At 41.4% G+C, this 20,644-nt stretch carries 15 protein-coding genes and 1 CRISPR repeat array; of the genes, 14 read left to right on the forward strand and 1 reads right to left on the reverse strand.

Translation table 11 applies throughout. From position 1 onward, the window contains the following. Positions 1–22 precede the first annotated feature (22 nt). A complete protein-coding gene (gene ric / locus NST18_RS06025; RefSeq protein ID WP_004890817.1) occupies positions 23–727 on the reverse strand; it encodes an iron-sulfur cluster repair di-iron protein in 705 nt (234 codons plus the stop codon). Between the two features lie 278 nt (positions 728–1,005). On the opposite strand from ric, the gene NST18_RS06030 reads away from it, so the two are divergent. The 14 genes from NST18_RS06030 (at position 1,006) to NST18_RS06095 (ending at position 20,625) form a co-directional block, all read left to right on the forward strand. Beyond that, complete coding sequence (locus NST18_RS06030) at positions 1,006–1,593, forward strand: cell wall hydrolase (RefSeq protein WP_004890814.1); 588 nt, start codon at positions 1,006–1,008, stop codon at positions 1,591–1,593. Positions 1,594–2,173: 580 nt separating this feature from the next. Continuing rightward, positions 2,174–3,340 carry an IS256 family transposase gene (locus tag NST18_RS06035; RefSeq protein WP_192949426.1) on the forward strand — a complete coding sequence of 389 codons (1,167 nt, stop codon included), beginning with the start codon at positions 2,174–2,176 and terminating at the stop codon, positions 3,338–3,340. A 283-nt stretch (positions 3,341–3,623) separates the two neighbouring features. Continuing rightward, positions 3,624–5,816 carry a CRISPR-associated helicase Cas3' gene (cas3, locus tag NST18_RS06040; protein ID WP_192949375.1) on the forward strand — a complete coding sequence of 731 codons (2,193 nt, stop codon included), beginning with the start codon at positions 3,624–3,626 and terminating at the stop codon, positions 5,814–5,816. 19 nt (positions 5,817–5,835) lie between these two features. After that, a complete protein-coding gene (gene cas5c, locus NST18_RS06045) occupies positions 5,836–6,546 on the forward strand; it encodes a type I-C CRISPR-associated protein Cas5c (RefSeq protein ID WP_035018693.1) in 711 nt (236 codons plus the stop codon). Next, a complete protein-coding gene (gene cas8c, locus NST18_RS06050; protein WP_155116429.1) occupies positions 6,527–8,302 on the forward strand; it encodes a type I-C CRISPR-associated protein Cas8c/Csd1 in 1,776 nt (591 codons plus the stop codon). The genes cas5c and cas8c overlap by 20 nt, the downstream gene beginning before the upstream one ends. Beyond that, complete coding sequence (cas7c, locus tag NST18_RS06055) at positions 8,299–9,414, forward strand: type I-C CRISPR-associated protein Cas7/Csd2 (RefSeq protein ID WP_004890797.1); 1,116 nt, start codon at positions 8,299–8,301, stop codon at positions 9,412–9,414. Before cas8c ends, cas7c begins: the two co-directional genes overlap by 4 nt. Before the next feature lie 22 nt (positions 9,415–9,436). Continuing rightward, complete coding sequence (cas4, locus tag NST18_RS06060) at positions 9,437–10,048, forward strand: CRISPR-associated protein Cas4 (RefSeq protein ID WP_004890794.1); 612 nt, start codon at positions 9,437–9,439, stop codon at positions 10,046–10,048. Beyond that, the gene (gene cas1c, locus NST18_RS06065; RefSeq protein WP_192949376.1) at positions 10,045–11,076 is read left to right on the forward strand and encodes a type I-C CRISPR-associated endonuclease Cas1c; all 1,032 of its coding nucleotides are present in this window, start codon (positions 10,045–10,047) and stop codon (positions 11,074–11,076) included. The genes cas4 and cas1c overlap by 4 nt, the downstream gene beginning before the upstream one ends. 6 nt (positions 11,077–11,082) lie before the next feature. Beyond that, positions 11,083–11,373, forward strand: coding sequence for a CRISPR-associated endonuclease Cas2 (gene cas2, locus NST18_RS06070; protein ID WP_004890789.1), 291 nt, complete (start codon positions 11,083–11,085; stop codon positions 11,371–11,373). Positions 11,374–11,595: 222 nt separating this feature from the next. Then, positions 11,596–13,505: direct repeats of the CRISPR family, unit length 37 nt; unit sequence GTTGCACCCAGCATAAAAGCTGGGTGAGGATTGAAAC. A gap of 14 nt (positions 13,506–13,519) precedes the next feature. Further along, positions 13,520–13,702, forward strand: coding sequence for a hypothetical protein (locus NST18_RS06075; RefSeq protein ID WP_155116428.1), 183 nt, complete (start codon positions 13,520–13,522; stop codon positions 13,700–13,702). 132 nt (positions 13,703–13,834) lie between these two features. Further along, entirely contained in the window at positions 13,835–16,018 is a 2,184-nt protein-coding gene (locus NST18_RS06080; RefSeq protein WP_004890787.1) for a malate synthase G, read from the forward strand. 59 nt (positions 16,019–16,077) lie between these two features. Beyond that, entirely contained in the window at positions 16,078–16,851 is a 774-nt protein-coding gene (locus NST18_RS06085) for an IclR family transcriptional regulator (protein ID WP_004890783.1), read from the forward strand. Positions 16,852–17,001: 150 nt separating this feature from the next. Further along, on the forward strand, positions 17,002–18,351 hold the full coding sequence (locus tag NST18_RS06090) for an ISLre2 family transposase (protein ID WP_064214294.1): 1,350 nt from the start codon (positions 17,002–17,004) through the stop codon (positions 18,349–18,351). 207 nt (positions 18,352–18,558) lie between these two features. After that, positions 18,559–20,625: a GDYXXLXY domain-containing protein gene (locus NST18_RS06095; protein WP_004890780.1), complete on the forward strand. Its 2,067-nt coding sequence runs from the start codon at positions 18,559–18,561 to the stop codon at positions 20,623–20,625. Positions 20,626–20,644 lie beyond the last annotated feature (19 nt).

Genomic DNA, 20,644 nt, shown 5'->3' on the forward strand with positions numbered 1-20,644 from the left:
TCAAGCGATCCTGTTTTACTGATTATTTCGCATTAGCAAGAATGCGTGGAAAGAGAATATTGTTTTCAAGATGAATATGAGTGAATAGATCTTCCTCTAGCGCTTCAAGCCGATTGTAAACTAGTCGATACGTTCCACATGCATCAAAAGGTGGTGTAAAATCGTTCGTGATTTTGCGAATTTCTTTAATAATATCTCCTGCCGTATCGTGTTCGGTAACAAGTTCTTCAATAACTTCTCTCATCGCTTGTTCATTTTCTTTTGTCGGATATTGTTCGAATTGGATGATTAATGGAAATGCTTTTGTTTCTTCTTTCATTAAATGTTGCTCTAGATCGGCTTTTAAATCGTTGAACAGTTTATGCACTTGCACTAAATGCGGCTGTTCTGGTCCGTGCACGCGCAATACTTTTGTCACGTACGGGCTGAGCTGTGGCAATTCCTCCATTAAAAAACGGTGGTGTTTTTGGATAATATGATCGATTAATTCTGTATAGGAAGCCTCCATCCAGTTTTTTTCTACCTTTTCGAGCGATTTTTCATACAGTGATTGTAGCTCGCTTAAAATTGTTTCTATATCTAATTGTTTTTCAGCGAGCACTTCAGATAAGGAACGATTTCCACCACAACAAAAATCAATTTTATATGCTTTAAACAAATCGCCCGCTTTTGGGAACATCGCCACAATTTCACCGACCGTCGATTGTGCATTGAATATATTTTCCATAATTTTCTCCTCCGAAATGTATTGATATTTACAATGTAATCATATCTTCTTTTTTGTCTGTTTGTTGTGATGCTCATCACATGATTCTTGTGATTTTGGAAAAAACTTTGACAAATAAACTGTTCATATTGAAAGTATAATAGTTTATGAATAAATTTCCATATACCTTCTCGGGCTTTGAGCGCCATATGATCCGGGTGTTTTCCATAAATTAGATAATGATAGATTGCTAAATCCCTGCTAGTCTTATAAGCGAGCAACGGACTAGGAGGGATAACATGAGGAGATTATTAGCACTTGCTTCTATGTTTGTAGTTGCTTTTTGTTTTTCAACAAATGAAGTAGCTGCACAAACGACAGTTCATTATGTAAAGCCAGGTGAAACGTTTTGGACGATTGCAAAAAGTTACAATGTTTCATTGCTAGAGCTTCAACGAATCAATCATAAACAAACGGATGTTTTATTCGTTGGGGAAACGTTGCGTATCCCACAGCCGATCTCTCAAGCTGATAAAGACTTATTAGCTCGTCTCGTTCATGCAGAAGCAAAAGGGGAACCATATGCAGGAAAAGTAGCGGTGGCAACTGTCGTTTTGAACCGTGTCGATCATCCAAATTTCCCAAATACGATTCGTCAAGTCATTTATGATCGTTCAGGAGGATATTATGCGTTTACTCCTGTACAAAATGGCGAGATTAACAAACCAGCAGATCGTGAAGCATATCGAGCGGTTGAAGAAGCCATTGCTTTTCGCGGTTTAGGAAGCGGATCATTATATTTTTACAATCCAAAAACGGCGAAAAGCGAATGGATCCGCTCGCGCCAAGTGACAGTTGTGATTGGAAACCATGTATTTGCGAAATAGTTTTTTTCTATGTAGTTGGAGAGCGCTGAAAAAGTTCACGAGAACTGTGAACTTTTTCAGCCTTTTTTATTTCTGGTGATTTAAGTCTATATCTTGAGATTGAAGAGGATCTGCTTTTTCACGTTTTAGATTATGACAGTGATTCAAACTCCTGTACGTGTGGGACCCCATGTAACGTGCAAAACGTAGCTGGTGGAGTTTTTTACTTTCCGAAAAACTTCGTTCAATGGGGAAAGGCCGAATAAGTTCAAAGACTTTCCTATTTCCTCAAAGACCTCTCGATGAATCGAAACTTGTAATACTTGATTGTTTTTTTCTTCCGCTGCAGGGCAACTAAATTCGTAACTTTTTTAATTCCGACTCATAGTACATACTCGACATTATTCGACTAATGTGGGAAATATCGTGCCCGAAAAGGTGAACATAAAGCGGAGTACATACTCGACATTATTCGACTAATGTGCAGAAAAAATGATGATGTATAAAATTTTGTGTAAAGCATTTTACTAGACCAAAAGAAAAAAGGTAGGGTATTCTCTGATTGGACGAAAAACATTCCAGAGAAAGGAGTACCCTACCTATGTCTAAAAGTATACCGAATGTAGACTGGGCAAATCAACTGGAAAGTGTCATTCGTCAGTTTGTGAAGGAAAAATTAGAGCTGATTATGCGGGAAGAAATCAAACATTTCCTCGAAATCGAACAGGCGGACACATCCAATATGAGAAACGGCTACTATCAACGAAATCTAGATACGCAATATGGCCGGATTGAAGGCCTTTTGGTCCCAAGAGATCGAAATGGGGAATTTCAAACGCAGCTGTTTGCCCCTTACCAACGTCATACTGGTTGGCTCGAGGAAGCCGTCATCAAAATGTATCAAAGTGGCATGAGTACGAGGGAAATTGGCAAGTTTATCGAACGAATTTTAGGAAATGCCTATTCTCCAACGACAATCAGTCGTATTACCGATGTAGTGAAGGAAGACATCGAGAAATGGCACAATCGTCCTCTACATCAGCGTTATTCGGTTTTATATTTGGATGGTTTATACGTAAAACTTCGTCGCGAAACCGTGGAGAAAGAAGTCATTTATGTGGTGTTAGGGGTGAACGAAGAAGGATATCGCGAAATTCTTGATTTCTTTGTGGGAGGACAAGAAAGCGCCTATGTATGGCAGGAAATTCTTCAACACCTCTATCAAAGAGGCGTCAAGGAAGTGCTTCTGGGCGTATTCGATGGACTACCGGGGTTGGAGGAAGCCTTGAAGGCGGTTTATCCGAAAGCCGATGTGCAGCGTTGTGTCGTTCACAAAGTACGTAATACCTTAAATCGTGTTCGGAAAAAAGATCAATTCGAAGTGGCAGAGGATCTCAAACTGATTTATCGCGCACCGAATAAGGAGATAGCGTTACAGATGTTTCAACAGTTTGAGTCGAAATGGTCCAGCAAGTACCCGAGAGAAGTCCAATCTTGGGCCAATGAGTTGGATGTCCTCCTTACATTTATGGATTATCCAAGCAGTATTCGAAGTGTGATTTACACGACCAATGCCATCGAACGAACGATCAAGGAAATTCGGAAACGTCTAAAACCGATGAACAGTTTGAGCAGTTTAGAAGCCGCGGAAAAAGTCGTGTATTTGACCATCCAAGATTTTAATGAGAAATGGGCAGGGCGAAAGTTAAGAGGATTTGCCGAAGCACAGGAAGCCCTCGAGCGAATGTTTGAAGAACGTTATCATTAACCAAATAATGTAAATAAATGAGATAAGGGGATTCTCCCTTTCCACACAAGAGACTGAATATTCAGTCTCTTGTGTGGAGAAAATCAGTCCCCTATCAATTCAAATCCATTTCAGAGAAACCCTACCCCATTTACATTACACAAAATTCTTGACGGTACCGAAAAAATATATGTTAAAATTAAAGAAACTTTTTATTTAGGAGGATTATGAATATATTAGTCGAAATATTATAAATATATTAGTCGAAATATAACGAAAAACATGTGATGGAGTCGAAACGAAGATGGATAATGTATATGCTCATACCCCACGGAAAAATGATCAAGAATGGCATTACTTGAAAGATCATTTGTTAAGCGTAGCGGAATTGGCACGGTCGTTTGCTGAGCCTTTTCAAGGTGGAAGAGTAGCTTATTTATGTGGACTTTTACACGATCTCGGCAAGTTTCATCCCCTTTTCCAAACATACTTAAAAAGAAAGGAAGATGGAGAGAATGCCCGAAGTGTTCCTCATGCAATTTGGGGGGCGGCTTTTATGTATCAGCTGTATTATGAAAAGTTAAAACATCCACACATTTGGAAATGGTTTGCCTTGCCGATTGCCGGTCATCATGCAGGTTTGAACTCATCTTTTTATTTATCTCTCACTTTAAAAGAGAATTTGAAAAAAAATTTCGCCCATTTTTCAGAAATTTTACAGCAGGCTGAACTGTTCTTAAAAGAGTTCGTATTTCCTTCGATGCGGTCGGGGATCGACACTTTGCCATGTTCTGAAACAGAAAGAGAGATGTGGATTCGTCTTGTCTTTTCAGCGCTCGTCGATGCCGATTATTTAGATACAGAGCGACATTTCCAACCAGAACTGTCTCAATCCCGTCAACCATTGGTTTCTATAGAAAGTTTATGGAACGGTTTTGTTGCTAATCAGACGAGATTGACTAAAGAAGCTGATGATACAGTCGTCAATCGGGTGCGAAGAGAAGTATATGAGGAATGTATTTATGCTGCAACCAAGCCACAAGGGATGTTTCGTTTGACAGTGCCAACTGGAGGAGGAAAAACAAGAAGTAGTCTGGCTTTTGCGCTGAAACATGCTATGGAGCATCGTCTCGATCGCGTCATTGTCGCGATTCCGTATACAAGCATTATTGAACAAACAGCAAACGTGTATCGCGATATTTTCGGGAATGATGCAGTGCTCGAACACCATAGCCAAGTTGAAGTAGATGATCAGAGGGAAACTGGAGAAGAACAAATTATCCAGCAACGTTTGTCGGCTGAAAATTGGGACGTGCCTCTCATCGTCACAACGACGGTACAGTTGTTTGATAGCTTATTCAGCAACCGGCCAAGCAAAGTGCGCAAACTGCATAACTTAGCGAACAGTGTAATTATTCTTGATGAAATTCAATCGCTACCAGCTGAGTTGTTGAAGCCCACATTAGACGCACTTACTATGCTAGTCAAGCATTGTAAAACAACGGTTGTTTTATCAAGTGCTACTCAGCCGTTTTTTGAAGAAAGCAAGTTTTTGAATGTGTTCTCACGAATAGAAGTAAGTGAGATCGTGCCATCACTGCTAGTAGACAAACACTTTCAGCAAATGAAACGCGTGGAATATGACGTATGGAAAACACCTATTTCAATGCAAGAGCTTGTGCACTTCATTCGGCAACAAAAACAATTGTTAGTTGTGTTTAATACGAGAAAAGAGGCGAGAGAGTGTGTTGAACTCCTTCGAGAAGATGAGGGGGTATTTCATCTGTCCACTCTTCTTTGCGGAGCGCATCGTCGGCGAATTTTAGATGAAGTGCGTGAGCGTCTGCGGAAGAATGAGTCAATTCGTCTAATTAGCACGCAAGTTGTTGAAGCAGGAGTTGACTTAGATTTTCCTATCGTCATGCGGCAAATGGGACCGCTTGATCGGATCGTCCAAGCAGCAGGGCGTTGCAATCGTGAAGGAAAGATTGACAAGGGGAAAGTAATTATTTTTGAAACAAAAGAAATGCCAAGTCCAAAAGGTCCGTATAAAACAGCCATGGAAACAGCGCGATTTTTATTGGCTCAAAGGCAACCTGAAGATTTGTATAACCCAAATATATTTCGTGAATATTTTCGCCGTCTATTCGCTGCGGTGGATGTGGATTCGAAAAACATACAAAAAGATCGGGAAACACTTGATTATCCATTAGTTGCTGAAAAATATCGCCTTATTGATCAGGATACGGTTTCCGTTATCGTTCCATATGCAGAGGCATTGAAATGCTTGCGAATGTGGGAATCTTCTCCGTCCCGCTATTCGTTTCGCCGTTTGCAACCATATATGATCCAGTTGTATCGTTTTGAGGCAGAGAAAAAAGAAAAAGATGGATGGTTGCGTGAAGTGGCGGATAATGTTTATGAATGGCTCGGTGATTATGATGAACGGTTAGGAATTATAGAAGAAGTTCATGATCCGTTCAGTCTAATTGGATAAAAAGAAAGGTGATAATATGATGCAACGTCAAGCAAAAGTGCAAGTAAAAGTGTGGGGGGATTACGCTTGTTTTACAAGACCAGAGTTCAAAGTAGAGCGCATTAGCTATCCTATCATGACGCCAAGCGCAGCGCGGGGAATATTGGAAGCGATTTTTTGGAAACCGGAATTTCGTTACGAGATTCGAAAGATCGGGATTTTGAGTTTGGGGGGGCAGCAAGCAATTTTGCGCAACGAAGTCACAAGCAAGCAAAACGAAAGTCCGATCGTGATTGAAAGTGTCCGCGCCCAGCGCACGAGCTTGATTTTAAAAAGCGTCGCCTATTGGATTATTGCAGAGATCGTGTTAACAAATCGCGCGGTTGATCCAGCGGCAAAATACCGAGATCAGTTTAACCGCCGGGTTGAGAGAGGGCAGTGCCATCATACGCCATATTTAGGAACGAGGGAGTTTGCCGCTTACTTTTCATCTATAGACGTAGATGATGTTGTTCAGCCAATCAATATGGACATTGGCACGATGTTATTTGATTTTGCTTTTATTGAAGATGATTCTAGAAAAGAAATGGAGTTTATCCGCCATGATGAGACAGGTACACGAACGGCGGCGGGATTTGCGAAGCCGCTCTTTTTTGAAGCAAAAGTAGAAAACGGTTGGCTACGTGTTCCAAAAGAAACATATGAGCAACTGTATGCATTGGAGGGACAAGATGCTTTACGAGTTGATTGAGTTTGCCACTAAGTTGCAGACAGAAAAGAAAATGCCTCCTCTTTGCTATGAAAAAAAACAAATCAATTGGATTATTGATTTAAGTGGAGAAACCCCTTATTTAAAAGGTCCGTTTGAAAAAGGGGAATATCGCATGATCGAAGCTCCGATTCGCCAAAGGTCAGGACAAGTGTCCGAGAAAAACTTGAAGCCGTATTTATTAGTCGACGATGCACGATATGTGTTGGGCATTCCAGAAAATAAAGAATCAAAAAAGATTGATGAAGCACAGCTTATGCATCAGGGCTATGTCGAGCTTATAAGAGAGGCTTATGAGCAGACAAGTATGCCAGAACTAAAAAAAATTCTTGACTTTCTTCACAGCCCTTTGAAAGTACAGTTTTTTCAATCGATCAAACCAAGAGATATTGTCACATTTCAAGTAGATGAAGAATCACTGATTTGTGAACATCCGAAAATCCAACGATTCTGGGTTCGACATTTAGAGCAAGAGCTGGTGTCTAATGATAGAAACTACTGTACGATTTGTAGAAACTACGCCCCTTATGTGCGTATTTTTCCAAGTGGGATTTCACTATTTAGTCAACGGCGTGGATTAACAACCTTTAATGAAAGAGCATTTGAATCGATGGGTAAAGATCAGACGAATAATGCCCCTATATGTTTTCATTGTGCAACGTTGACCGTAGACGTTTTCAATTACTTGTTGCGGGAAGATAAACATCATACAGAGTTATACAGGGACAAAAAAAAGAAAGACACTTTGCAAGCCCAAATGGCTGTATATTGGATCAATGATTCTACGAATGAAGGAAAACGAGGCGAAATACAAATCGATGAGAGTGTGTTCGCTTCCATACTTGAACTACAATCTTTTGAAGACGAGATATACGACTTGGCACCTCCCCCTGAGTTGAAGCAGTTGGAAGAATTACTTTCTCTTCCGAAAACGGGGCGGGAACAGGCGTTTCATTTAGATAAGACATCTTTTCACATGGCCGTTCTTTCTGCCAATAAAGCGAGATTAGTCGTTCGTGAGTGGATTCATACATCCATTTCCCAGTTGCTTGTACATTTGGAACGGTATACAACGGCTTTGCGTATTGTTCAGACAAATGGAGAAAATGGTCGTTTGTTGCCGCTAGCCACATTGATTCAGGCGGTTGATATGTCTCCAAGTTTAGTGCGTCAATATTTGCGTACAATTTACCAAGGAGCTTTGCCCCCTGCTGAACTATTGTCATTAGCTCTTCAACGTTTTCGCTTGCCGAAAGTGTTAGGCGAAGTGAAAGAGGCATGGAAATATCATGCCCTAGCATGCTTATTAAAACTATCTTTGACTTATGGAAAGGAGGAAGCAAGTACAATGGAATCTTTGAACATTCATTATTCACAGCCATCTTATATTTGCGGCCGCTTATTGGCGATATTGGAAGAAATTCAGTTGCGTGCTTCCGGATACCGACTTGGGAGCACAATTGTCGATCGTTTTTACGGCGCTGCTTCAACCGCTCCAGCATCAACATTTGGTTCGTTGCTACGACTTTCAACGACGGCTCATCTTTCGAAAGTGTCTGTTGAGCTTAGAAGTTTACTCGAGGAAGTCATGAAGCAATTGGATGAATGTGGAGGATTTCCGATAACCTTGAATTTAAGAGGGCAAGCAGAATTTGCTCTTGGATTTTATCATCAGCGCGCAGAATTTAGCAAACACCGTCCAAAAAATCAAACAAATAAAGAGGGGGAAAAATCATGACAGAACGCTATATAGATCCGAAAAAAAGACATGAGTTTGTACTGCTATTCGACGTAAAGGATGGAAACCCAAACGGAGATCCGGATGCTGGAAATATGCCCCGTGTTGATCCAGAAACGATGCATGGTATCGTAACTGACGTTGCTATTAAGCGGAAAATTAGAGACTACGCTGCAACGGTTTTAGGTAAACCAATTTTTATTCAAAGCCAAACAGCGTTAAATACAGTCATTTTTCAAGCGTATCAAGAAATTGGCGTACAGTTTGCTGAGATAAATTTAAGCAAAGAAGAAAGAGAAAATGAATTGCTGATCGATTGGATTACCCAGCTGGAAGAGAAAGGAGTGGAGCTCGAGGAGGGACGAATCATTTATACAGGGGAGGATGTCAAAGAAGCTGATATTCGCAAAAAACTCACTGAAGGTCTCGAAGAAGCGGGGCTTAAAAAGCAACTCGAATCCATGTTGCGAAATATCGCAAAGCGTTTAGTACAAGCTGCAAAAAATACGAAAATTGATGAACAAACGCGCCAAAAAGCGCAATACGCTTTGTGCCAAAAATACTATGATATTCGTATGTTCGGTGCTGTTATGTCAACAGGACTAAATGCTGGTCAAGTGCGTGGTCCAATGCAACTGACATTTTCTCGATCAATTGACCCGGTATTTCCATGGGATTTAACCATTACACGCTCAGCGATCACTAAAGAGTCGGATCGCCACAGAAAACAAACGGAGATGGGAAGAAAGCCGTTAATTCCATACGGCTTGTATCGCTTGCATGGATTTTACAATCCATTTTTCGGGGAGAAAACAGGAGTTACTGCGGAAGATCTAGCTAATTTTTGGGATGCACTCATTCATTTATTTACATTTGATCATTCTGCAGCCCGAGGCGAGATGAATGTGAGAGGTTTGTATATTTTCAGTCATGAAAATGCCAAGGGGACGGCGGCAGCTCACAAGCTGTTTGAATTGGTCAGAGTAGAGCGCTGTCAAGCCGAAGCGCCACGGTCGTTCAATGATTATGTATTGCTCGGACCTGTGGATGATGGACAAAAAGATGTCCCACTTGAACGATTCCCTGGCGTCACAGTGACGCGTCTCGTATAAACGTTGGAAAAGGATTGATCCCATGTGTTGGAACGAAGATGAATGGATTATGCTATCTGCTTTGCAACATTATGTATATTGTCCACGTCAATGTGCCTTAATCCATCTTGAACAGACATTTGAGGAAAACGTATTTACACTTCGGGGAAACCGGGTACATGAGCGTGTTGATAAACCAGAAGGGGAACAATTAGGGGACAAAAGAATTGAACGAGCGCTCCCCATTTGGTCTGAGCGTCTCGGGGTCATGGGAAAAGCAGATTGTGTTGAATTTTTTTCTGATGGAACACCATACCCAGTTGAGTACAAAGTCGGAAAGAGAAAGACAAAGCAGGCAGACATAGTACAGCTGATCGCTCAAGCTCTTTGTTTAGAAGAAATGTTTAATCGGCCCGTGACGAAAGGGGCTTTATACTATTACCAGTCAAGAAGACGATTAGAAATCGACATGACACAGGAGTTACGGAAACTAACGGAAGAAATAATACAGAGTGTAAGGAAAATGTTGAAAAACGAGCAACTGCCGCCACCCGTTAACGATGCGAGGTGTCGCGATTGCTCGTTACAAGACGTTTGCATGCCACAAGTTCCTGCTAATGTGATTGTATGGATGAACGAGGAGAATGGACAGTGATTAGAGTATTGTTAAACACACTATACATTCAGACGCCACAGGCGTATTTGCGTCTTGATCATGAAACAATTGTTGTCGAGGTGGAGGGCACAAAAACATTACAAGTTCCTATTCACCACATTGGTGCCATTGTTATGTTTGGACATGTTTCTATCAGCCCATATTTGCTCGGTAAATGTGTCAATCGAGGTATCTCTGTTATTTGGTATGATGCATACGGTCGTTTTTTAGCTCGAGCAGTAGGGAGGACGAATGGGAACGTGTTGCTTCGGAGAGCACAACATCGAGTGTTAGAAGATGAACAACAAATATTGCATATTGCTTCACGTTTTGTGTTTGGCAAGATTCGCAACAGCAAGAGCGTACTACAGCGGGCGATGCGTGATTATCCGGAGCAACGTCCACGCTTAGAACAATCGGTAAAACAGCTGAATCAGAGCTTGCGAAATATCGCAAAACAAACCACGTTAGATGAACTGCGGGGAGTTGAAGGGTATGCTTCATCTGTGTACTTTGAATCATTTACATCGCTTATAAGGTCGGATGAAGACGAGTTTTTTGCCTTTACCGTAAGATCCCGTCGTCCTCCGCGTGATCCAATCAATGCATGTTTGTCTTTTGCTTATAGCATTTTGACGCAAGATTGCATTTCAGCTCTAGAGGGCGTGGGGCTGGATCCACAGATTGGCTATTTGCATGCACTGCGGCCAGGAAAACCATCGTTGGGATTGGATCTTGTTGAGGAGTTTCGGCCATACTTAGCAGACCGTTTTGTTTTGACATTAATTAATCGAAAACAACTAGATAAAAGCGATTTTGACATGCGTCCAGGTGGGGCTGTATTTTTGAATGAAAAAGGAAGAAGAACATTTTTGGCTGCTTATCAAAAGAGGAAACAAGAAGAGATCCAACACCCTATTATAAACCAAAAAGTTCCATTGGGGTTACTGCCCCACGTACACGCTCGACTATTAGCCCGACATTTGCGTGGAGATATAGATGAATACGTGCCGTTTATCATGAGGTGATTACTAGTGGATATTTTAGTGACATATGATGTTGAGACATTGGAGTCAGATGGTCAAAAACGATTACGAAAAGTAGCAACTATTTGTCAAAATTTTGGACAACGTGTGCAAAAATCTGTTTTCGAGTGTAATGTCAGCCAAGCGCAGTTGGAAGAAATGGAACATCAATTGTTGAAAGTTATTGATCTAGAAAAAGATAGCTTACGAATATATACGTTATATGGTCAACGATCCAAAGCAGTTCGCTCCTATGGAAAGGACCATTACATTGATTATAATGATCCGATTATTTTGTAAGAGTAGAACATATACAATATGTGTAGCAGTTATGAATTTTGGTGCGCGAACATAAAGCAATAGTAAACAATCAGGAGGATCGCGATGAGTAAAAAAGGCTTAGTAAAGCGAAGATCCAAAAATTCATCAGAGACTATCTTTAGCCACAATGCACACCAGACAAAACAGTTCGCGTTTTTATACTTTTACACTTGCTTCACGCATAGGATTGAAGCGTAGGCAGTTGCACCCAGCATAAAAGCTGGGTGAGGATTGAAACAAATACAGATAAGGTTGTTTTGTATGATTCCTCAGTTGCACCCAGCATAAAAGCTGGGTGAGGATTGAAACCCACCTTCATCGAGATCGAGGGAGAGCCCATTCCAATTTGTTGCACCCAGCATAAAAGCTGGGTGAGGATTGAAACCCAGCCATGTTGGTCGCAAACGATAAGCGTCGGAACGTTGCACCCAGCATAAAAGCTGGGTGAGGATTGAAACGCGACAAAGCCGCTCAAGGTGCGTCACGCGCGGCAAAGTTGCACCCAGCATAAAAGCTGGGTGAGGATTGAAACACCATTACGAATCTCGAAAAAATCGCGCCAATCAGTGTTGCACCCAGCATAAAAGCTGGGTGAGGATTGAAACAATGTTAGAAAACAAAAAGAAGCGCACGGACGCAGTTGCACCCAGCATAAAAGCTGGGTGAGGATTGAAACCCATCTTTCCTTTGTTGCTGGAACGCGCCCTGGGTTGCACCCAGCATAAAAGCTGGGTGAGGATTGAAACAGAAAGTTGAAAGGTTTTAAATCTCATGAACCCTGTTGCACCCAGCATAAAAGCTGGGTGAGGATTGAAACATAATGTATACCGCGTTCAGAAAACAAGACGGCTCGAGTTGCACCCAGCATAAAAGCTGGGTGAGGATTGAAACAAAATCAGTCATATCGGTCATAAAATCACCTCATAGTTGCACCCAGCATAAAAGCTGGGTGAGGATTGAAACAACTCTTGGGCGTCCATTTTATTTTTTTTTATTGTTGCACCCAGCATAAAAGCTGGGTGAGGATTGAAACAAGAAAATAGTCTTTTCCTTTCTTCTTTGCCTCGTTGCACCCAGCATAAAAGCTGGGTGAGGATTGAAACTCTTTAAACAAACCCAAAACATTTTATTTGCCTTGGTTGCACCCAGCATAAAAGCTGGGTGAGGATTGAAACCGCATGTAGAAGACGAATCGCTTCCTCAACAACATCTGTTGCACCCAGCATAAAAGCTGGGTGAGGATTGAAACCTGTTGTTCCGCCAGCAAGCGTCAATGTCACATCTGGTTGCACCCAGCATAAAAGCTGGGTGAGGATTGAAACTCATTTTCCAGCTGGATCATGATATACCCCCCCACGTTGCACCCAGCATAAAAGCTGGGTGAGGATTGAAACTGTTGAGCGCAGCTATAACTGGTTTAAAAAGCAGTTGCACCCAGCATAAAAGCTGGGTGAGGATTGAAACAAACTATGAAAAGAGGATAAAGGGTGTGGATATAGTTGCACCCAGCATAAAAGCTGGGTGAGGATTGAAACTGGTAAGTATGCTTTTACAAGGGTTGACGTTGCGTTGCACCCAGCATAAAAGCTGGGTGAGGATTGAAACACCTACAAAAACTACAGTATTCGGCGTAAATAAAGGTTGCACCCAGCATAAAAGCTGGGTGAGGATTGAAACTCACACTTTCATTAAGGATTATCGTTAATTCATTGTTGCACCCAGCATAAAAGCTGGGTGAGGATTGAAACTTGTATTTTCTTTTGCTGCTTTATCCATTCTTTTGGTTGCACCCAGCATAAAAGCTGGGTGAGGATTGAAACATAAAAAAACCTCCATTTCGCTAATCCACTATCATGGTTGCACCCAGCATAAAAGCTGGGTGAGGATTGAAACAGCTTCACCGCTTACCCAACAATCGACGCAAACATGTTGCACCCAGCATAAAAGCTGGGTGAGGATTGAAACACTTTCCGCCGAACAACATAACCGTATTCTTTCAAGTTGCACCCAGCATAAAAGCTGGGTGAGGATTGAAACACCAGCTACATGGGTGTTACTAGGAATTGTTGCATTAGTTGCACCCAGCATAAAAGCTGGGTGAGGATTGAAACTGCAGAAGGAAGTATTGCGTAATAACGTATGTGCTGAAACTGTCGTGCGCATGACGATGTTGATCGTGGAACAATTATCAAATAAGTACATGCAACTGTATAAACATAAACAATATGATCCCATTCGGCAAGGGGATTTGCTTGTACGGGAGTTAGAGGAATATGTGAATATTATAAAATATGGAATTTACAAGTAAAGGCGGGGCTTTTCCCGCCTCATTTATTTGTAAGAAAATTATTGAAATTTTCTGTTTTTATATGATATGATATTCTCAAGGAATTTGAAACTATGTTTCGTAATACGCAACAAAAAAGAAAGGGGAATAATGATGGGGGAATATGTACAAGTTGGACGTTTGCAAGTCGCTAAGTTGTTTTATGAATTTATCGTTGAAGAAGTATTGCCAAATAGCCAAGTAGATAAAGATAAATTTTGGAAAAACTTTGAGCAACTCATTAATGAGTTAACACCAAAAAATAAAGCGTTGCTTGCCAAACGCGATGAGCTGCAAGAAAAAATTCATGAATGGCATAAACAACATCGTTCGCAGTTCAATTTTGAACAATATAAATCGTTTTTACAGGAAATCGGCTATTTAGAGCCGGAAGTCGAGGACTTTGAAATTACGACAGAAAATGTCGATGATGAAATTGCTAAACAGGCAGGACCGCAATTAGTTGTTCCGATTACAAATGCGCGCTATGCACTGAACGCAGCTAACGCTCGTTGGGGAAGTTTGTACGATGCGTTGTATGGAACAGATGTCATTAGTGAAGAAAATGGTGCGGAACGCGGGAAAGGATATAATCCGGTGCGCGGTGAAAAAGTCATCGCTTACGTTCGCACTTTTTTAGATGAAACGGTACCACTTCGCGGATATTCGCATAAAGATGCCGTTCAATATGCTGTCGTAAACGGCGTGTTAACCGTAACGGTAAAAGATGGGCAAGCGACAACGTTACGAGATGAGGAGAAATTTGTCGGGTACCAAGGTTCGCCTGAGCAACCGTCTGCCATTTTGTTAAAAAATAATGGTCTACATATTGAAATACAAGTGGATCGTAACCATCCGATCGGGCAGACTGATCTAGCAGGGATAAAGGACGTTTATGTAGAAGCAGCTTTAACAACAATTATGGATTGTGAAGATTCCGTTGCCGCAGTAGACGCGGAAGATAAAGTACTTGTATATCGCAATTTGCTCGGTTTAGTTCGAGGTGATTTAACGGCGAGCTTCGCGAAAGGAAGCAAAACGGTTACACGCGAGCTAAATCCAGATCGTGTATATACAACGCCAAGTGGAGAAACGTTCACATTGCCAGGACGCTCACTTATGTTTGTACGCAACGTCGGACATTTAATGACAAACAATACAATTTTGCTTGAAAACGGAGAAGAAGTGTATGAAGGTATTTTAGATGCGGTTGTGACGACGTTAATTATGAAACATTCGCTTCTTGGTAATGGAAAATACGTCAATTCAAGAAAAGGTTCGATTTATATTGTAAAGCCAAAAATGCACGGTTCAGAAGAAGTAGCATTTGCGAACGAATTATTTGATCGTGTGGAAGATATGCTCGGTCTTGAACGCAACACGATTAAAATTGGTGTAATGGATGAAGAACGACGGACAACGTTGAATTTAAAAAATTGTATTTATCAAGTAAGAGATAGAATTGTTTTTATTAATACAGGCTTTTTAGATCGCACAGGAGATGAAATTCATACGTCTATGGAAGCGGGTCCGATGATTCGGAAAAACGAAATGAAATCATCAACATGGCTGCAAGGCTATGAAAAATCAAACGTTAGTGTGGGATTGGCGACAGGCTTTCAAGGACGTGCTCAAATTGGTAAAGGAATGTGGGCAATGCCAGATATGATGGCAGAGATGGTGAAGCAAAAAATCGCCCATCTTCAAGCGGGAGCAAATACAGCGTGGGTGCCGTCCCCAACAGCAGCGACGTTACATGCGCTTCATTACCATCAAGTAGATGTATTCGCGGTACAAGACGAATTGAAAAAGGATGTAAAGAACTATCGTGATGATATTTTACAAATTCCTGTCGCTATCAATCCGCAATGGACGCCAGAAGAGATTCAACAAGAGTTAGATAATAATGCACAAGGTATTCTTGGTTATGTCGTTCGTTGGATTGATCAAGGGGTTGGATGTTCTAAGGTACCGGATATTCATAACATCGGTCTCATGGAAGATCGTGCAACGTTGCGTATTTCAAGTCAACATATTGCCAACTGGTTGCACCATGGCATTTGTACGAAAGAACAAGTACTTGAAACGCTAAAGCGAATGGCGAAAGTTGTTGATGAACAAAATGCAGACGACCCAGCATATCGACCAATGTCGACTGATTATGATAACTCAGTTGCTTTCCAAGCAGCATGCGATCTTGTTTTTAAAGGCTATGAGCAGCCAAATGGCTATACGGAGCCGATTTTACATCGTCGTCGTTTAGAAGCAAAAGCAAAATATGCACATGTAAAACAATAGTAAGATGGAGGGCATTCTATACGAGTGCCCTCGTTATTATGTTAAAGGTGGGAAATGTAATGAGGGAAGATTCGTTTGTGAAATCAGTCAGCCGAGCATTGCAAATTGTCGATATGGTAAGCAACTATCGTCATGGCGTAGGGGTAACCGAAATTGCTAAGCAAATTGGCATTCATAAAAGCTCGGTGTATCGGTTATTATCAACGCTTGTTGAGCATGGGTATATCGAACAAGATGAAGAAACAGAGCGTTATAAACTTGGCTATAAATTTTTAGAAATGAGCTCGAAGTTGTTGGAATCGATTGATTTGCGTAAAGAAGCAAAGCCGTATTTACGTGAGTTAGAACAAATGACGAATGAAGTGGTGCATCTTGTCGTGTACGATCAAGGGGAAGTCATTTATATTGAAAAATTGGATGGGAACGAAACATTGCGCATGCATTCGAAAGTCGGAAAGCGAGCACCGATGCATTGTACGGCTGTCGGGAAAGCGATTTTAGCGCACTTACCAAAGCACGTTGTCATGGACGTTTTAGAAAGAAAAGGATTACCGCCACATACAGATTATACGATTACAGAGCGAGAGGTGTTGTTTCATGAACTTGAATGTGTTCGAAAACGCGGTTATGCGCTCGATTTAGAGGAAAACGAGTACGGCATCCGTTGCATAGCGGTGCCCATTTTTGATCACACAAAGCAAGTTGTTGCAGCAGTCAGCGTTTCTGGACCGACGATTCGAATGACTGATGAGCGCCTCGAACAGCTCTACGTACAAATGAAAAAGATAGGTAAGCAAATTTCCGAGCGGCTCGGGTATCGATGGTATGAGTAAAATGTTTGTGGGAGAAAAAAAGACAGGTTCCTGATTTGGTATAATAAGGAACCTGTCAGATATGTAAGCAAAATAGATGAAAAACGGGCTCTCCTCCTGGTAAGGTAGTAAGTGCGAAAAAAAATACAACCAAAGAAAGGAGTGGAGCCCATGCAGGATTATATCACAAACGGCTTGACATTAAAAGAGATCGAACAGTCTTTATTTAGACATATGCAAAAACAATATGGTCATCTCCTTCAACAGGTGTTGGAGGAGATCGACCGCACATTGGCAGAACAGCGGGACAAGAAACGATATGCGCTCAAAGATAAGCGGACGATCCGACTCCAAACGCTATTTGGAGAGGTGGAAGTGAAGCGAAACTACTACTTTGACCGTGAAAAAAAGGTGTATACGTCTTTACTCGATGTCTTTCTCCAGTTCGATGGGGCGCATGGAGTGAGTCCGCTATTAGAGGAGACAGCGATTCATCTCGCCGTGACGGGTTCTTCGTATCGACAGGCTGCGCAGTCGCTTGAAAAGCTGGTGGGGTATGCATGTATGAGTCACGAAACGATTCGCCAGTCCATCATCGAGGCAGAGGTGGAAGGGCACCGTGCGATGGAGAAAAAAGGGCGCGTGTTTTTTATCGAAGCAGACGGGTTGTACGTGAAACGTCAACGAAGCCGCATCAAAGGAAAAGAAGAAAAGATCATCACGATTCACCAAGGATGGGAGAAAAACGGGAAACGCGTATCCTTAGTGAATCGACGGTATATGGTTCATCAAACGAATGAACCGATTTGGGAAGCTGTAGAGAATTTTCTGATGAAGGAATACAGCTATGATCCGTTTGAGGATTGGGTGGTCATCAATGGAGATGGAGCCCCATGGATTACAGCGTGTCGAGAATATTTCGGGGACAGGGGGTACTTTCAGCTTGATCGGTTCCATGTGGCAAGAGAGATTCGTCAATTGTTCCGAGGTCATGCGAGATATCGGGTGATTCGAAAGAAGTTAGCATCATGGGATGAAGAAGGTGTGTTACGAGAACTCACAAGTGCCATCGGTACGTTAGAACATGAGGAGAAGGAAAAGCAACTCGAGGCGCTTGTTCGTCGAATCGAGGAGATGCCAGGATGTTTGCGTGACTATCGCGTATGGTTGAAGGAAAAAGGGATTGACACGACAAACATGAGGGCGATGGGGAGTGCGGAAGGAACGATGCATGTGTTTGCGAAACGAAGTAAAAACGGTCGAAGTTGGAGGGATGCAGGGATTGAAGCGATGTTGCGAGCGATCGTCGCGATAAAAGATACGTTACTCATTCGGACACGCGATGGAGTGATGTATGGCGCGGAAGAACGAGAAGAAACGAAACGAGAAACGATCGTGAAAAAGGCACTGAAGCGCGTGCAAACGCAAATGACAGAAGTGGTACGAGATAACATCCCATACCTTCGCCAATCTTCAGGGACACCGATTTACGAGGCATTGCAAGCATTGAAAGGTTTTTAAAACGAGAGAAAACGCACATACCTACAGGATGAGAGTAAGTAAAAGCGCTTACATATAACGATTTTATAAAACCATATATAACCAAAAAAATCGGTCGAGAAAAAAATCTCCCACAAAGTCTTGACTCAAACGTATCGATGAATAATGTATACGTTTGGCTTCTAGTCATAGTATAATGTTAAAAAGGATGTTTAAGGAGGACGCTTTATGGCACAACGTGTTGTGAAAACAACCTACTTGCTTGGGCTTTTGTTTCTCGTTTCAGCACTTGTTTATTTTTTTGCTTCGAATTGGCCGGAGCTTGGACGGTTGACGAAAGTCGGGATTGGTGCTGGGTTTATGATTTTGTTTTATGGCCTGAGCGCCACAGTTTTTCGCCATCATTTTTTTAGTAAATGGTTGCTTATTTTTGGAGCGATTACGTTCGGGATTTGTGTTGCATTAATTGGGCAAGTGTATAATTCACACGCTGATAGCTTTTTGTTGTTTTTTATTTGGTTTATTCCTACTGCTATTTTGGCATGGCTTACTCGCGATCGATTTCTCTCTATATTCAGTTTTGGGTTGCTGCAGCTTACATTTTGGTTTTACTATTTTCCGTCTTCGTATCAAATTGAACGTGGAGAATGGCAGTCGTTTTTTATTTTATTGCTTTTTGCTGTAATAAATGGAATGATTGCACTTCTTGGGCGCTCATCCATCTTGTCTGTTCTATCGTATTTCGCGATGCATAGTTGGTTATTTGTCGTATTTTTTGAAGGGATTTCCACTGATCAGTTTCATTTTTGGTCATACGCATATGCTGTTATTCTTGTGTTGTTTTTAATGTATGTAAAAAAACAACCGTATTTTATATGTACTGTGTTGTTCACAGGTATGTTTTGGATCGTGCAATATTCTCGCTTTGTTGAGCGACATTTTGGGGGTAATTGGTATATATTTGGGTTTGTATTAGCTGCTATCATCGTTTATATAGGCATTTATGTACTTCGCTGGATGAAAAGGCGAAGCAACGGAAAAGTAGAAAAAGTTTCCCTTGTCGCTTTTCAAATCATTGTCACAGGGGTTGCTTCAGTCATTGTGATTGGAAGTATTATGCAGTTATTATCGTTTTGGTTTGATGTGTTTTCTCCCTATTGGTTGTTTAGTATATCTGTTTTTTTATTTGTTGTTCCTGGGCTGTTATGGAAAAGATGGAACGATGTTGTTCGTTACACGTTGCTTGCGATTGGATATATGCTCGGTGCGTTTAGCGTTAGCGTAACAGAGATTTCCTTTATCGTAATTAGTGTATATATCGCTGGATTATTTATTGTTTCATGGCGTATGCCAGCAGGTGTGCGAACGATGACGAATATCGCTGTTTCGCTTTATGCTGCTATGATGATGCTTGATGAATGGAGCGACATTCGTTTCATGTTATTTGCTGTATTTGTTTTTTACGGCATTATTTATTGGGTTACAAAACATACGTATGAGCGACTCGTGTTCCTCATTTTTTCATTCACTTCGTTTCTGTTATTGACGAGTGCTGATTCAGTTGAGATGGATTGGATGTATGTTGTATGGAACGTACTGTTTCTTTGCTTTGTTGCCTTTGTTCTCTTCTTCCGTACAAATGAAAAGGAACAATCGATTGCTTGGTTGTATACTTTTTTGTTTTTGATTCTAAAGTATTATGAGTGGGTTTGGAGTTTATTGCATAAATCTATGGCGTTAGCGATTGTTGGGGTATGTTTATTGATCGTTGCTTCGATCGTACAAAAAAGAAAAGCGATTTCGTTTTCCGTCCGTGAACAAAAATGGTTACTCCTTTTGGTCGTCATCACCTTACAAGTTGTATTTATCGCGTATGTGACATTTGATAAGGAACGACATATTCGGCATGGTGAGCAAATCAAACTGCAGCTTGAGCCCATCGATCCACGTTCACTTATTCAAGGAGATTATGTTCGTCTTCAATACGATATTTCAACGATTGAAAGGATTGATGAATGGGGCAAGGTTCAAGTCATTTTACGAAAAGATGATACGGGGGTTCATCGATTTGTCGGTATTTATTCGGTTAATGGAAAGAAGCGCAATCCGCATTTGTACCGCGAGAGCGATGTGTTAGTGAATGGGAATATATATGGAAACACGATCATTTACGGAATTGAAACGTACTTCGTTCCGGAGAAGACAGGATTAGATATACAGCAACGTGCTCGCTTTGCGTATGTACGCGTCAGTCAATCAGGCGATGCGTTGTTAGAGAAAATTGTTGAGCAGTGAGAAGACCCGCCGCCTCACA

This window comes from Anoxybacillus sp. FSL W8-0104, assembly GCF_038004465.1.
Lineage (GTDB): Bacteria > Bacillota > Bacilli > Bacillales > Anoxybacillaceae > Anoxybacillus > Anoxybacillus flavithermus_G.